The organism is uncultured Brevundimonas sp. (assembly GCF_947305955.1).
Taxonomy (GTDB): domain Bacteria; phylum Pseudomonadota; class Alphaproteobacteria; order Caulobacterales; family Caulobacteraceae; genus Brevundimonas.
Genome location: NZ_CAMZFB010000001.1, coordinates 13,292 through 28,787, shown reverse-complemented (window position 1 = coordinate 28,787; position 15,496 = coordinate 13,292). Strand labels below are relative to the sequence as shown.

Annotated in this window: 13 protein-coding genes; 5 read left to right on the top strand and 8 right to left on the bottom strand. The window is 62.2% G+C overall.

The window, feature by feature from the left end:
- Positions 1-20: 20 nt before the first annotated feature.
- The 3 genes from Q0Y42_RS00125 (at position 21) to Q0Y42_RS00115 (ending at position 2,743) form a co-directional block, all read left to right on the top strand.
- On the top strand, positions 21-647 hold the full coding sequence (locus Q0Y42_RS00125; protein ID WP_297798862.1) for an SCO family protein: 627 nt from the start codon (positions 21-23) through the stop codon (positions 645-647).
- A gap of 133 nt (positions 648-780) precedes the next feature.
- Positions 781-2,034: a polyhydroxyalkanoate depolymerase gene (phaZ, locus tag Q0Y42_RS00120; protein ID WP_297798860.1), complete on the top strand. Its 1,254-nt coding sequence runs from the start codon at positions 781-783 to the stop codon at positions 2,032-2,034.
- On the top strand, positions 2,015-2,743 hold the full coding sequence (locus tag Q0Y42_RS00115) for a SprT family zinc-dependent metalloprotease (RefSeq protein WP_297798859.1): 729 nt from the start codon (positions 2,015-2,017) through the stop codon (positions 2,741-2,743). The genes phaZ and Q0Y42_RS00115 overlap by 20 nt, the downstream gene beginning before the upstream one ends.
- An 8-nt stretch (positions 2,744-2,751) precedes the next feature.
- On the opposite strand, the gene Q0Y42_RS00110 is transcribed toward Q0Y42_RS00115, so the two are convergent.
- Positions 2,752-4,791 carry a PBP1A family penicillin-binding protein gene (locus Q0Y42_RS00110; RefSeq protein WP_297798857.1) on the bottom strand — a complete coding sequence of 680 codons (2,040 nt, stop codon included), beginning with the start codon at positions 4,789-4,791 and terminating at the stop codon, positions 2,752-2,754.
- Between the two features lie 87 nt (positions 4,792-4,878).
- Positions 4,879-5,838 carry an alpha/beta hydrolase gene (locus Q0Y42_RS00105; protein WP_297798855.1) on the bottom strand — a complete coding sequence of 320 codons (960 nt, stop codon included), beginning with the start codon at positions 5,836-5,838 and terminating at the stop codon, positions 4,879-4,881.
- Between the two features lie 104 nt (positions 5,839-5,942).
- On the opposite strand from Q0Y42_RS00105, the gene Q0Y42_RS00100 reads away from it, so the two are divergent.
- The gene (locus Q0Y42_RS00100) at positions 5,943-7,052 is read left to right on the top strand and encodes an aromatic ring-hydroxylating dioxygenase subunit alpha (RefSeq protein WP_297798852.1); all 1,110 of its coding nucleotides are present in this window, start codon (positions 5,943-5,945) and stop codon (positions 7,050-7,052) included.
- Positions 7,053-7,116: 64 nt separating this feature from the next.
- Here the strand turns inward: Q0Y42_RS00100 and Q0Y42_RS00095 are convergent, their stop codons facing one another.
- On the bottom strand, positions 7,117-7,773 hold the full coding sequence (locus Q0Y42_RS00095) for a TetR family transcriptional regulator (RefSeq protein ID WP_297798850.1): 657 nt from the start codon (positions 7,771-7,773) through the stop codon (positions 7,117-7,119).
- A gap of 483 nt (positions 7,774-8,256) precedes the next feature.
- Here Q0Y42_RS00095 and Q0Y42_RS00090 point away from each other — a divergent pair, with 483 nt between their 5' ends.
- Positions 8,257-10,386, top strand: coding sequence for a M13-type metalloendopeptidase (locus Q0Y42_RS00090; RefSeq protein ID WP_297798848.1), 2,130 nt, complete (start codon positions 8,257-8,259; stop codon positions 10,384-10,386).
- Between the two features lie 370 nt (positions 10,387-10,756).
- Here Q0Y42_RS00090 and hisS read toward each other — a convergent pair whose 3' ends face one another.
- The 5 genes from hisS to Q0Y42_RS00065 form a co-directional block, all read right to left on the bottom strand.
- A complete protein-coding gene (gene hisS / locus Q0Y42_RS00085) occupies positions 10,757-12,241 on the bottom strand; it encodes a histidine--tRNA ligase (RefSeq protein WP_297798846.1) in 1,485 nt (494 codons plus the stop codon).
- 41 nt (positions 12,242-12,282) lie between these two features.
- Positions 12,283-13,482: a DUF418 domain-containing protein gene (locus tag Q0Y42_RS00080; RefSeq protein WP_297798843.1), complete on the bottom strand. Its 1,200-nt coding sequence runs from the start codon at positions 13,480-13,482 to the stop codon at positions 12,283-12,285.
- Positions 13,483-13,511: 29 nt separating this feature from the next.
- The gene (locus Q0Y42_RS00075; protein ID WP_297798841.1) at positions 13,512-14,087 is read right to left on the bottom strand and encodes a hypothetical protein; all 576 of its coding nucleotides are present in this window, start codon (positions 14,085-14,087) and stop codon (positions 13,512-13,514) included.
- Complete coding sequence (locus Q0Y42_RS00070) at positions 14,087-14,968, bottom strand: 3-hydroxybutyryl-CoA dehydrogenase (protein ID WP_297798839.1); 882 nt, start codon at positions 14,966-14,968, stop codon at positions 14,087-14,089. Before Q0Y42_RS00070 ends, Q0Y42_RS00075 begins: the two co-directional genes overlap by 1 nt.
- Positions 14,969-15,098: 130 nt before the next feature.
- A complete protein-coding gene (locus tag Q0Y42_RS00065; RefSeq protein WP_297798837.1) occupies positions 15,099-15,419 on the bottom strand; it encodes a YggT family protein in 321 nt (106 codons plus the stop codon).
- Positions 15,420-15,496 lie beyond the last annotated feature (77 nt).

The window sequence follows — 15,496 nt, the reverse complement described above, 5'->3', positions numbered from 1 at the left end:
TCCTGCATCTAGGTTTGGTCATGCCCCGTCGTTCGATTGTCATCTTTGCCGCCGTGATCACAGCCTTGGCGATCGGCCTGTTCTTCACGACCGTTCTGGTGTGGAACGAGCGCAATGGATCGGACGCCCCGCGCGCCCATGAGGTCGCGACTGGCCAGCCGCTGGTCGGTGGTGACTTCACCTTGGTCAATCAGGATGGCCAGACCGTTGATCAGTCCATCCTGAACGGCAAATGGTCGCTGGTCTTCTTTGGCTTTACCTACTGCCCCGACTATTGCCCGACCACTCTGGGCGTCCTGAACGCGGTGCAGGAACAGATGGGCGACGACGCAGACAAGCTGCAGATGGTCTTCATCAGCATCGATCCGGCCCGCGATACCCCGCAGGCGCTCAAGGACTATCTGTCCTCGGACGGCTTCCCCAAGGGTGTGATCGGCCTGACCGGCTCGGACCAACAGGTCGCCGATGCGGCCAAGGCCTATCGCGTCTTCTATGAAAAGGTCGGAGAGGGCGAAGGCTATACGATGAACCACAGCCTGACCGTCTATCTGATGGGACCGGACGGCAAGTTCCGCAGCCCGCTGGCCTCGGATCTGGGACCGGACCGCACGGTGTCCCTGATCCGCAATGCGATGGCCAGAGGCTGAACGGGCGGTCAAACCCGCCATACGCAACCAAGGTTACGCTTTCCATAGTGGATCGACCGTGGTTCATTGTGCGTTGCAGTATGAGACTGTCTGACCCCTGCCTGTCCTGACGGGCGCGATGTATCGGTTCACTATGCTCTACGCTTGGCACGAGCTTGCCTATCATTCCGCCATGCCGCTGCGCCTCGGGGCGCAGATGGCGCGCGAGTTCTGGACTTCGCCGTTCAATCTGGCGTCCGACACCGCCATGGGGCGCACCGCCTTTGCCGCCGCAGAGCTGATCGAGAGCCTGACCCGTCGCTATGGCAAGCCCGAGTGGAAGCTGGACAGCGTCACCATCAATGACAGGCCGGTGGCCGTGTCGCAGTCGGTGGTGTGGTCAACGGCATGGTGCCGACTGCTGAAATTCACCCGCGACCCCGCCGATCTGGCGGCTGCGGGCCAAAAGGGCGAGCGCCCCAATCTTGTGATCGTGGCACCGCTGTCGGGCCACTACGCCACCTTGTTGCGCGGGACGGTCGAAGGCTTCCTTCAGGACTTTGACGTCCACATCACTGACTGGACCAATGCCCGCGAAGTTCCCCTGCTGGAGGGGCGGTTCGACTTCCACGACTATATCGACCATGTGCGCGACATGCTGACGGCCATCGGCGGTCGCGCCCATGTTGTGGCCGTGTGCCAGCCGGGGCCGCCCGTGCTGGCGGCCTGTGCCCTTATGGCCGAGGACAACCACCCCAACCGTCCCGCCTCTATGAGCTTCCTCGGCTCGCCCATTGATGCGCGACTGTCGCCGACGGTGACCAACCAGTTGGCCGAGGAAAAGCCGTTTACCTGGTTCCGCTCGAACATGATCCATACCGTGCCGCTGCCCTATGCGGGTGCGGGCCGCCGTGTCTATCCGGGCTTTGTCCAGCTCTACAGCTTCATGTCGATGAACGAGGAGAAACACCTCGACGCCCACAGGCGCTATTTCGACAGTCTGGTCGTGGGTGATGGCGACGGCGTCGAAAAGCACGAGGAATTCTATGACGAATACCTCTCGGTGCTGGACCTGACCGAAGAGTTTTATCTCCAGACCATCGACTATGTGTTCCAGCAGTATTTGTTGCCGCGCGGTCTGCTGACCCATCGCGAGCGCAAGGTCGATCTGGCCGCCATAACCGATATCGGTCTGGCCACCATCGAGGGCGAGAACGACGACATCTCCGGTGTCGGCCAGACACAGGCGGCCCACGTTCTGACCCCGAACATTCCCGACAGGCGTCGCCTGCTTCACGTACAGGCCGATGTCGGCCACTATGGCGTCTTCAACGGTCGCCGCTTCCGCGAGCAGATCTATCCGCGACTTCGGGATTTCATCGCCGCCAATGAAGCTTTTTCAGCCTAGATACAGGGACGGTGACCGACTGGCCCTCGCCAGCGGTCATACCCTGAGGCTGTCGGTCAACAGACGGGCGCGCAGGCTCTCCATCCGCATCGACGCCGCGTCGCGTGAAGCGGTGGTGGTGGTGCCATCGGCATCAGCGTTGGCGCAGGGCGTCGCCTTTGCCCAGACCAAAGCCGAATGGATCGCTGAAAAGCTGGACGGGGCGTCTGAAATCCGCCCGTTCGCCCCCGGTATGACCATCCCCCTGCTGGGGCGTCCAATCCGCCTTGAGGGCATCGAGGGTGTAGGTGCGGCACGGCTGATCGATCTGCCCGATGGCCCTGTCCTGCGGGCCGGTGGCGAGGGCGAGGCCTATGCCCGACGTATCGAGAACTGGTTCCGCAAACAGGCGCGGCTGTTTCTGGTGGAGCGGACCGAGCACTACCTCGCCCAACTCGGCCAGAAGCCGGTACGGATATCCATTGTCGATACCCGTTCGCGCTGGGGCTCATGCAGCCCGCACAACCGCTCGATCCGCTATAGCTGGAGGGTGGTGATGGCCCCTGAAAAGGTGGCCGACTATCTGGCTGCCCATGAGGTGGCCCATCTGGTCAGGGCCGACCACAGCCCTGAATACTGGGCCGTGGTCGAAAGCCTGATCGGAGATCACAAGCCCATGCGCCGCTGGCTGAAACAGCACGGCGTAGAGCTTCACGCCATCGGCGGCTAGGGCGGGGCCTAGTAGAAGAGCGCCTCGTTGGACGGCTTGGGCGCGGGCTTCGGGTTCGGAGCCTGTGCCGGAGGCGCGGTCTCTACGGGGCGTTTGGGATCGACAGGGCCGTCATAGATCGGGTCCTCGATCGGCACATTGGTATCGTCGACCAGCGGCTCTTCGATGTCGCGCATCAGGTCACCCACCGGATCCGGCGGGACCCAGCCGTCCGGCAGGGCTGGACCGTTGGGAATGGCCTGAACCGCCAGTTTGGGCAGGGCGGCCTGCATAAAGGTGGCCCAGATCGCTGCCGGTGCTCCGCCGCCGGAGATGCGGCGCATCGGGGTGTTGTCGTCCTTGCCGACCCACACCGCAGCGGTAAAGCCGCCGGTATAGCCGACGAACCAGGCATCCTTGTAATCGGAGGTCGTGCCGGTCTTGCCCGCGATATCGCGACCACCCACGGCTGCCGCGCGGCCGGTGCCGCCGGTGACCACACCGCGCAACATCTGGTTCAGATAATAGAGTGACGGGTTATGGATGGCCTGATTGGCCTCGGCTCCGCCGTGTTGATAGACGATGCGGCCCGACTTGGTACGGATACGGCTGATGCCATAGGCTTTCACGCGGCGTCCGCCATTGGCAAAGGCGTCATAGGCCTGTGCCATTTCCAGCGGCGACACCTCGACCGCACCCAGCGCCATCGACGGCGAGGTGCTGATATTGCCGGTAATGCCCAGACGGCGCGCGACATTGGCGACATTGCTGCGGCCCACCTGATCGGCCACGGCAGCGGCGACCGTATTGGTGGACTGGGCGACGGCCTGTGCCAGCGTCATCTGACCGGCAAAGCCGCCCGAATAGTTGCGCGGCGACCAGCCACCGATGGTGACAGGCTCATCCACCACCACGGTATCCGGCGTATAGCCCGCTTCCAGCGCGGCTAGATAAACGAACGGCTTCCATGCGGAACCCGCCTGACGGCGCGCTTCGGTGGCGCGGTTGAACTGGCTGTCAGGATAGGAGGCCCCGCCGATCATGGCGCGCACGCGGCCATCGCCGTCCATGGCCACCAGAGCGGCCTGTTCGACGCCCTTGTCCTTGTCGCGGTCGATGATGCGGCGGACAGCGCGTTCGGCATCGGTCTGGATCGACAGGTCCAGCGTGGTCTCGACGATCAGGTCCTCGGTCTGTTCGCCGACCATGCTGCGGACCTGTTTGTCGAGCCAGTCGATGAAATACTGGGCGTGCTGGCTGGCCAGCGTGCGCGACACGCGCACCGGCTCGGCCACGGCGGCCTGACGCTGGGCCTCGGTGATGATGCCCGTCTCGACCATGGAGTTCAGAACGACGGTGGCACGGCCCGCCGCGCGCTCGCTTTCGCTCACCGGAGAATAGCGCGAAGGGGCCTTCAGAAGGCCTGCCAGAAGGGCGGCTTCGCCTACGGTGAGTTGCTGGGCCGGCTTGTCGAAATAGCGCTGCGAGGCGGCCTCGATACCGTAGGCACCGGCACCGAAATAGACGCGGTTCAGATAGAGGGCGAGGATCTCTTTCTTGGAGAATTTCACTTCCAGCCAGACAGCCAGCATCAGCTCCTGAACCTTGCGCTTCAGGTTCTGGTCCGGCGTCAGGAACAGGTTCTTGGCCAGCTGCTGGGTGATGGTCGAGCCACCCTGAACCACGCGCTTGGCCTTGAGGTTGGACGCCATGGCGCGGCTCATGCCGATGGGGTCAAAGCCCGGGTGGCTCCAGAAGCGACGGTCCTCGATGGCCACAAAGGCGGCGGGGACATAGTCGGGCAGGGAGTCCAGATCGACCGGCGGGGCCATCTGCGACCCGCGCACGGCAATCAGCGCGCCGCTGCGGTCCAGATAGGTCACCGACGGCTGGCGGTCGACATTATAGAGGCTGGAGGTATCAGGCAGGTCGCGCGCGAAAATCGCAAAGAAGACGACCGCAAAAATCAGGCCCCAAACGGCCAGAACCGAACCCCAATAGAACAGCCGTCCGAAGAATGAACGGCGAGGCTTGGGCTCGGCATTAGGGTTACGGTCGTTACGCGCCATGGAAGTCCTCGTGGTCAGCCACCCCCGAACCTAGCGGCTCGGGGGTACTCGACACCATCCATAAACTGTCGACCGTTTGATGGCGACTTAATTGGATTTCAGGAAGCTATCGACTTCTGCCGCAAACACTTCGGGCTGGTCGAACATGATGAAGTGGGCGCTGTCGTCGATGCGTTTCAGCGTGGTCTCCGGCCGGGTCGAGAAGCTGGCGCGGTAGATCATGTCGGTGATCTCATTGGTCATGCGCGCATCGTTGAACTTCACATAGAGCACCGTCATCGGGACGGTGATCTTGGGCAGATCAGCCCGCAGGTCGCTGATGACCAGATCATAATAGGCTGCCGCCGCGACGGCTTGGTCCGAACGCTCGACATCCTCGATCGCCATGGGACGGCGGGCCTCATTATTGACCATGCCCGTGACGGTCGCGACACCTGCGGTGTTGTAGTCTTCGCGCGAGATCGAGGCCTGCTGACGCCACATATTCAGCGCCACCGGCTGGACGCTTTCAGCCGTCGTGGCACCGGGAGGGCCGAACATCGCGCCAACGAAGGGCAGCATGTCCACGACCATCACCTTGCTGACAGCATCGGGATGGCGCGAGGCCAGCGTCATGGCGAGGGTGCCGCCCAGCGAGTGGCCGATGACGGCGGGCTTCTGAAGGCCGTTCGCTTCGATATAGCGGGCGATCTCTTCGGCCACCGGCACGACGAACGGCGAAGGCTCTTCACCCGACTGGGCATTGCCGCCCGCAGGGGCTCCAGCAAAGCCGTTGACGTGGATGCGGTGGATGCGGTGGGTCGCCGAAAGCTGGTCCACCGTGTCCTGCCAGATGCGCGGCGACGAGGTCAGGCCCGGAATAAGGACCACGTCCGGCCCACCTTCCAAACCATCAACGCGAACGTGGATGCGGTCGGACTGGAAGTCGGCATGCTGGTGGCCATGATCCGAGCCGTGAGCTTGGGTTTGGGCCATTGCGCTGACCGTCGGCAGTGTCAGCGAAAGGGGCAGGGCGAGCATGGCCGCCATAAGTGCTTTGCGGGACAAGGGCGTTCTCTCCGATGGATATGTTTTCTTACGCGACTTTATAAAACAAAGTTCTCTATAATGTCCAGCAGGACATGTCAGCGCCGACTTGATATGACAACCGGATGAAGAGTGACGCATCACAGGTTGTGCCGTCCGTCGTCCCCAAGCCGTCGACAGCGTTCGGCAAGGGTTATGTCACCGATGCCTGGTATTTTGTAGCGCTGTCTCGACAGGTCGGGGCCGCCTCGCTCAAACGCTATGAGGTGATGGGCGAGCCTGTCCTGCTGGGCCGTACCCGCGCGGGCGAGGTCTATGCCCTGCGCGATGTCTGTCCGCACCGCGCCGCCCCCCTGTCCGCAGGCCGTCTGGTCGAGCGCGACGGCGAGGGCGAGACGGTCGAATGTCCCTATCACGGCTGGCGTTTCCGCACCGATGGTGTGTGCGCCGCCATTCCTTCGCTGTGTGACGGGCAGAATGTTGATCCGCAGCGGTTCAAGGTCCGCAACTATCCGGTTCGGGAAAGCCAGGGCCTGATCTTCGTCTGGATGGCCGCCGATCCGCGCCATCCGTCAGAGCCGGATCACGAGCCGCCCGTCTTTCCCGGTGCCGACGGCGATATCCGCCTGTTTGAATGGATGGATTTTGAAAGCCATATCGACCATGCGTCCATCGGCCTGATGGATCCGGCCCATGGCCCCTATGTGCATCGACAGTGGTGGTGGCGCTCGGCCAAGTCCATGCACGAAAAGGCCAAGGCCTTTGCGCCCTCGCCCTTTGGCTGGACCATGATGCGGCACAAGCCTTCGTCCAACAGCCGCCTTTATAAGATACTGGGCGGCACCCCCGAGACCGAGATCAGCTTCCGCCTGCCGGGTTATCGGTGGGAGCATATTCAGGTTGGCAGCCGCTATGTGCTGGCGCTGACCCTGCTGACCCCGATTACCGACAAGCGCACGCGCGTGACGCAGGTCTTCTGGTCCGACCACTGGATTTTCGGGCTGATGAAGCCCTTCCTTCGCGCAGGTGTCGTGGCCTTCCTCCAGCAGGATGGCGGCATGGTCAATCTTCAGAACGAGGGTCTGAAATACGATCCGACCTTCATCTGGATCGATGACGCCGACCAACAGGCCAAATGGTACCAGCAGACCAAGAAGGAATGGCTGCTCAGCCGTGCCGAAGGCAGGGCCTTCGTCAATCCGGTCAAGGAGACCGTCCTGCGCTGGCGCAGCTGACGTCCAAGAAAAAAGGCCGGAAGGTTTCCCTTCCGGCCTTTCTTTTGGAACGGATGTCCCGGACTTACTTGGCCAGCTGGCCGCCCAGCAGGGCGTCCATTTGCTTGCGGACCAGCGGCGTCAGCTCTTCGATGCCCCAGTTGTCGAAAGCTGCGCGGCGGAAGTTCGACAGATAGATGTCCCACACCATGCGGGCGATCATGGCCACGTCGATGTCCTGACGCAGCTCGCCCTTGGCGATACCGGCTTGCAGGACTTCGCTCAGGGCCGACATGATCGGGGCGAGAAATTCACGGACGCGCTTGTCGGCGTCTTCCGGCTGGAACCACGAACGGGCGACCATAGCCTGCATCAGCGGCAGGTGATCGAGAGCGCGGTGGTAACCGGCGGTCAGGCCACCGGCCAGACGGGCGGCGGTGGTGTCGTCGATGGCGATGCCAGCGGCAAAGTCTTCGGCGAGGGCAGCCATTTCTTCAGCGAAGACGGCTTCGAACAGTTCGGCCTTGTCTTGGAAGTTGGCGAAAACCGCACCGGTCGACATGCCAGCGCCCTTGGCGATGTCACGGATGGTGGCGGCGTCATAGCCACGTTCCGCAAACAGGTTGCGGGCAGCTTCCAGAACTTTCAGGCGGGTACGGGCCTTGGCCACCTGGCGACGGTTTACGCGCGGCTTGGCTTCGGATTCGGCGGTCGCAGAAGCGACAACGACGGTCTCGGTCATCGACTTAAATACTCTATCACTAAAACTTAAAACAGGCGGGGAGAGCCGCCGAAACTGGATCGGTCCCGGACCAAGGTCGCTGCGGTAACAATGACGGGCGAACAGCGGTACGGGGCGATTTGCTGGAGCGAACTAACATCATCGAACAGTGACCAAAATGGGTCGAAAATCCGTCCAAATGCATGCCCAAAGCCCTCTGAATTGCGATTTAAGTAAGTATTTTTACTAGCCCCGAGAAAAAAACTTGCGTTTTTGTGGCCATTTCAACGGGTGGCGCAACAATGTTTTCTCGGGCTCGGATATACAGAAAACTCCTGCCTCAAGAAATTTCGCAGATTCCTGTTTTCGACCAATGTCTTGGTTGGAAGCCTCTGCCACTATTGTCGGGCATCGGTGGGTAGCCTAATCAATCTGCGAACAAGTCGTCTGCCGCATTCAACGCCCAAGGGCATTGCTAAAGATGACTCTATTCGAGGGACAGATATGAAAAGACTCCTGGTAAGTGCCGCCGTTGCAGCTCTGGTGATGCCTGCAGCAGCCATGGCGCAAACGGCAGCGCACGATCACGCCTGCATCGACAGCGAATGCGAGATGGTCAGCCTGTTCGAAACGCCGATGGCCAAGGCGGCCAATGGTGGCTGGCAGGGCACCGAAAGCCCCCGCTACGGCACCTGGGGTTTCGACCTCTCCGGCCGTGACACCTCGGTGCGCCCGGGCGAGAACTTCTTCTTCCACGCCAATGGCGCCGCCTTCGAACAACTGGTCATTCCATCGGACCGCACGTCTTACGGCTCGTTCCCGCTGCTGCGCGAACTGTCGGACAACCGCATGAAGGAGCTGGTGCTGGGTCTGGCCGCCCGTACCGATCTGGTTGCCGGCTCTGACGAGCAGAAGATCGCCGACGCCTACCGCTCCTATATCGACGAAGCCCGCATCGAGGCGCTGGACGCCCAGCCGCTGGCTCCGTACCTCGCCAATATCCGCGCCATCGACAGCCATGAAGCCATGGCCACCTATATGGGCGCGCACAATGGTGACTTCGGTGCGGCCTTCTTTGGTGCCTTTGTCAGCGCAGACGCCAAGAACCCGACCCGCCACGTCGTCTCGACCGGCCACTCGGGCATCGGTCTGCCGAACCGCGACTACTATCTGGACGAGCGCTTCACCGAGAAGAAAGAAAAGTATCAGGCCTATGTGGCCGACATGCTGACCCAGATCGGCTGGGACAATCCGGTCGAAACCGCGGCCCAGATCGTCGATCTGGAAAACCGTATCGCTCAGGCTCACTGGACGCCTGCGGAAAACCGCAACCGCGACCGCACCTATAATGAATACACCATCCAGTCGCTGGCGGCCGAGGCACCGGGCTTTGACTGGCAGGGCTTCTACAATGCTGCGGGTCTTGGCCATGCCGACCGCATCATCGTGCGCCAAGACACGGCCATGCCGAAGATGGCGGCCATCTATGCCGAAGCCGATCTGGATGTGCTGAAGGCCTGGCAGGCGTTCCACACCGCCGATCAAATGGCTCCGCTGCTGTCGCAGCGTTTTGCCGACCTGCGCTGGGCCTTCCGCGATCGCGACCTGCAGGGCCAGCCCGAGCAGCGCACCCGCGAGAAGCGCGCCATCTCCTTCGCCGAGGGCGCTCTGGGTGAAGCCGCAGGCCGTCTGTACGTCGCCCAGTACTTCCCGCCGGAATACAAGGCCCAAATGGAAGAACTGGTCGCCAACCTGCGTCTGGCCCAAGCCGAGCGTATCCAGAACCTGACCTGGATGGGCGATGAGACCAAGGCCGCCGCCCTCGACAAGCTGAACAAATTCACCGTCAAGATCGGCTATCCGGACAAGTGGCGTGATTATTCGGCTCTGGAAATCCGTGGCGACGATCTGGTCGGCAACGCCATCCGTATGCGCCAGTGGTCCTATGCCGACCGCGTTTCGCGTCTGGACAAGCCGGTCGACAAGACCGAGTGGGGCATGACTCCGCAAACCGTCAACGCCTACTACAACTCGGTCAATAACGAGATCGTCTTCCCGGCTGCCATCCTGCAGCCGCCGTTCTTCGATCCGAATGGCGATGCGGCTGTGAACTATGGCGGCATCGGCGGCGTGATCGGTCACGAAATCGGCCACGGCTTCGACGACCAGGGCTCCAAGTCGGACGGCGATGGCGTCCTGCGCGACTGGTGGACGCCGGAAGACCGCGCCAACTTCGTGGCCCTGACCACCCGTCTGGGTGAGCAGTACGCCCAGTTCGAGCCGGTCGCCGGTTATAAGATCAACCCGAACCTGACCATGGGCGAGAACATCGGTGACGCTTCGGGCGTGGCCGTGGGCCTGCATGCCTATCGTCTGTCGCTGAAGGGCCAAGAGGCTCCGGTCATCGACGGCCTGACGGGCGAGCAGCGCTTCTTCTATGGCTGGGCCCAGGTGTGGCAGTCGAAGTATCGCGAGCAGGCACTGATCCAGCAGGTCGCCACCGACCCGCACTCGGCCGCCCAGTTCCGCGTCATCGGCCCGCTGCGTAACGTTGACGAGTGGTACTCGGCCTTCGACGTACAGCCGACCGACAAATACTACCTCGCTCCGGAAGACCGCGTCCGTCTCTGGTAAGCGATTATCGAAAATGTTTCGATAGTGAGAAGGCCGGTGGTTTCCCACCGGCCTTTTTCATGCGCGACGCTGCCGCACGGAGTATCGGCGTTAAGCATGAACGTGCGCGATTAAGCTGAAGCTTGGGATGCAGGCATGAAAAAGCCCGCTGCGGGGGATACATCGCAGCGGGCCTTCTCGCTCTCTGATGGAGCGGACGTTTCCTCCCCGAAACGCCTCCAAGTGACTGCTGCGCCACCGCGCTGCGTCCCTCGAGTGACCCCAATTGGCCCAATCGATGCCCTTGCGTCAATCGAATGAAAGCAAGGAATCGAAGGATTTATGAGTTATCGATGATAACCTGATGGGGTTGCAGGTAATTTCTCGAAACTTATTCGATAATGCCCTTGATGGTGGCAACCAGCTCCGAACGGGCGACCTTGACCTGACCGGGGCGGGCAGCCTTCCATGCTTCGTTGTCGGCGATGTTGGCGGCTTGGGCGCGACCGGCGTCCAGATCCTTGATGGTGACTTCGCCCGCTGCGATCTCGTCACCGCCGAGGATGACGGCGGCGGGGGCGTTGCGACGGTCGGCATATTTGAACTGGGCCTTCATGCCGGCGCGACCCAGATACAGCTCTGCCGGAATGCCTGCGTTGCGCAGCTCGGCCACGGCATCCAGATAGTGCTGCATGTCGTCGTCCGAGAAGACGATGACGACGACCGGTCCGCGGGTGCGGCCTTCGCCCGTCTTGCCTGCAGCCTTCAGGGCCGAGGCCAGACGCGACACACCGAAGGAGAAGCCGGTGGCCGGAACCTGCTGGCCGGTGAAGCGGGCGACCAGATCGTCATACCGGCCACCGCCGCCGATCGAGCCGAAGCGCATCGGGCGGCCCTTCTCGTCCTTGGTCTCCAGCAGCAGCTCGGCCTCGAACACGGTGGCAGTGTAGTATTCCAGACCACGCACGATGGTCGGGTCGAACTTCACCGCATCCTGCGCCACGCCCATGGCGTTCAGGGCGCGGTCGATGGCCGACAGTTCCTTCAGAGCCGCTTCGCCCGCAGCGCCCAGACCGGCACCGACATTGGCAATGGCGTCCAGAACCTCGGCGCGCGACAGGCCCGGCTGTTCGGCCGAAGCGAGGAAGGCCTCGATGCTGGTGATCAGGCTGGCCGGAACATTGGCCCCCTTGGTGTAGTCACCGGACTCATCCAGACGGCCTTCGCCCAGCAGAAGGCGTACGCCTTCGATACCCAGACGGTCGTATTTATCGACGGCGCGCAGGGCGGTCAGGCGCTGGTTGGTGTCGGTGATACCGGCGGCGTCGAACAGACCGTCGAACAGTTTGCGGTTGGAGACGCGGATAACGGCCTGACCGGCCTCGAGGCCAGCGGCCCCCAGACCCTCAACGCCCATAGCGATGATTTCGGCGTCGGCCTCGGGGCGGTCGGAACCTACGGTATCGGCATCGCACTGCCAGAACTCGCGGAAGCGGCCTGGACCCGGCTTCTCATTGCGCCAGACCGGACCATAGGCATAGCGGCGGAACGGCTTGGGCAGGGTTTCCCAGTTCTGCGCCGCAAAGCGGGCCAGCGGCGCCGTGTGGTCATAGCGCAGGGCCATCCACTGGTCGTCGTCGTCCTCCAGCGCCAGAACGCCTTCGTTCGGGCGGTCGGTGTCCGGCAGGAATTTGCCCAGCGCATCGACATATTCAAAGGCGGGCGTCTCAAGGGCCTCAAAGCCCCAGCGCTCGTAAACTTCCGACACGCGCGCGATCAGTTGACGCTCGACGCTCAAATCATGGCCGCGACGGTCCTGAAAACCGCGGGGTGAGCGTGCTTCGGGGCGGGTGTCTGGGCGTGCAGTATCGGTCATGCGGTGGCGATTAAGCCATCACACGTCCCGCTGCAATGCGACTAGGGGAGGGATTTGCGGATCTCGAGCTTGCGACCGTAGGTCAGGCAGCGCCACACCCACTCCAGCGGACCCCATCTAAAGAACCGCATCCATACATGCGCAAAGACAATCTGGGCGATCCAGCACCCGATAATCCATGTCCACATCTGGCCGGGTGGCACGGTGCCAAACAGCTTTGGCCCAAATGGCGCATAGAAGGCAAAGGCCATGATCAGCGACTGGCAGAGGTAGGTCGTAAAGGCCATCTGGCCCACAGGGGCAAGCCAGCGGAACATCACCGGCACCATGATGACCAGGGCGGCGTATCCGATGGTGATCAGCACAGAAAGCCCTGCTGTGGCTTCATCCAGCCCCCGCGACGGCATTTCGACGGGAGGGACCAAACTTTCGACATGCACGGCCCAGCCGCGAGCGGCCAGTGCCACCGCCGTGACGGCGATCAGCGCCCAATAGATCCACGCCCTGACCCGCCCGTGGAAGAAGCCTACCTTGAACAGCCCCATGCCCAGCAGCATGATCGGGATGGACGAGAATGGCATGATCATCAGGCTGCTGAGCTGGACGATCAGCCACGCCTTCAGGTTCTCGATCAAAGCCCCGACTAGGCCGGACTGATAGGCCGCGATGATATCGGTGACCGAGCCGAATACATCCGCGGTCTGCTCGCCCGACATGGACGCGGAAAACTCCGGCGGCAGCATGGGCAGCAGCAGGCCAAACCCGAGCTGGCAAAAACCAAGGGCCGCGGTGATCCCCCCGCCGATGATGATCAGGATACGCCCCGACAGCGAGCGCGCCAGCATGGCGAACAGGCCGCAAAACGCATAGAACAGTAGAATATCGCCAAACCAGATCAGCAACCCGTGGACGAGGCCAAACACGGCCAGCCAGCCAAGGCGCCGTCGCAACAGGCGCCCGCGATCCTTGTCGGTGCGCTCTCCGCCCACCAGAAACAGGCTGACCCCGAACAACAGGGTGAACAGGTTGCGGAAACGATCGACGAAGAAGGTCTGCTCGACCCAGTAGAACAGGCGGTCGTTGCCCGACAGCATGCCATCGATCGCAAACGGACCGGCTGTGGCATCCATGGCCACAGTCATCGGCCAGGCAAAGGCCATGATGTTCACGACAAGAATGCCGAGTACAGCCAGACCACGAAGGCTGTCCAGCGATATCAGTCGATTATCCGCTACCGTCATGGCCACCCCTCCCGATGGTCATCTGGGCTTTAGAAGCGTGAAACGTTCACCTTCTTATAGCCGATATAGGCCACACACAGCCCGCCCCACAGGGCGTAGCTGACACCCACCATCAGAGCGAGGGGAACGCCCAGAACCCCGAACACCAGCACGACCGTCTCGATCGCGCCCAGAGCCTGAACAAAGCTCTCGCCCGAGAAACCGGCGACGATGGCCAGAACAAGGGTCATCAGGATCTGAAGGACAGCCGTCAGAAGGCCCCCATAGATGACATAGCGGGCCACAACCGCACGGCGCGTCCACGGTGCATTGTTCGGGCGCTTGGCCTTGGCCAGACGGGCCATGAAGATCGGCGTGGCGATTAGCCCCACCGCCAGCAGCACCAGCCGCCAGTCGGTATCCAGCCCCGCCCAATAGTGATGCGGCGGCCAGATCGGCAGGGTCACCAGCAGCGGCGGCCATGCGGCGGCCAGCAGGACGGCCAGAATCTTGGACTGCGGGCTATTACGCGGTGCAACACGTTCGCCCCCCGGAAAACGGTCGATGATGCTCGTGGCGCTTTCGCGATCCGTGCGGGGCGGGGTGGGGGCGGCGTGTTCAATCATCAGCGTGTGGGTACCGGAGTTTCGCCCGAATAGTCATAGAAACCGCGGCCGGTCTTTCGCCCAAGCCAGCCGGCCTCGACATATTTCACCAGCAGCGGGCACGGGCGGTATTTGCTGTCTGCCAGACCCTCATGAAGCACGTTCATGATGGCCAGAGCCACATCCAGCCCCATAAAGTCCGCAAGTTCAAGCGGGCCCATAGGATGATTTGCGCCAAGCTTGAGGGCGCGGTCGATCGAGGTGACCGTGCCGACGCCCTCATAAAGGGTGTAAATCGCCTCGTTCATCATCGGCACAAGGATGCGGTTGACGATGAAGGCGGGGAAGTCTTCGGAGACGGTGGTCTCCTTGCCAAGGCTCTCGGCAAAGGCGACCGCCTGGTCATAGGTCTCGGCCGAGGTGGCGATGCCGCGCACGATCTCGACCAGTCGCATCACCGGTGCCGGCTTCATGAAATGAAGGCCGATAAAGCGGTCCGGACGGTCGGTCACCGAGGCCAGACGGGTGATGGAAATCGACGAAGTGTTGCTGGCAATGACCGTATGGGCCGACAGATGCGGCACGGCATCGGCCAGAACGGCTTTTTTGACGGCCTCGTCCTCGCTGGCCGCCTCGATCACCAGATCGGCGCCGGTCACCAGTTCGACAATGGAGCCCGCTTGCTGGATGCGGCCCAGCGACGCGTGGGCTTCGGCCTCGCCAATCAGTCCACGCGCACTGCGGCGGGCAAGACTGGCGGCGACTTCACCCAGTGCCAGCGTGGAGCGTCCTTCTGCCGCGTCATAGATTTTGACGTCATAGCCACCGGTGGCGACGGTCTGGGCAATACCTGCCCCCATCTGACCGGCGCCAATGATGGCGACAGTTTTGAATCCGCTCATGGTCAACTAGGGCTTCCGACAGAACTGAACAGTTAGGCTGAACAGCATTAGAGGCCGCTACGCTGGGTGCAAGTCACGAATGGCGACGCGATGTCGGAAATGCATAGGGGCGTGACCTGCAAGCCCTAGCTCAATAGCCCACCATGCCAAGGCAAAGGTTATGCAGGGCCACGATGACGGTCGACTGAAGGGCGCGGATCACCAACAACAGAATGATCGGCGTGATGTCGATGCCGCCCAGCGACGGGATGAAACGGCGCAGCGGTGCCAACAGCGGCGAGGTGAAGCGGTCCAGCCCGGTGGCGATCTGATAGACGAAACGGTTGCGATAGTTGATGACGTCAAACGCCAGCAGCCAGCTGAGGATGGCGTTGGCGATGATGGCAATGACCACAAGGTCCAGCGACCAGTTCAGCACCAGAAAGAAGAAGTTCACAAAGCCGGCGGCCATCGGTGTCTATCCCTGTTTCAAGCCGTCCCTTCTAGCGATCCGTACGACAATAGCCAAGCAGGCCAACGACCCGTTGA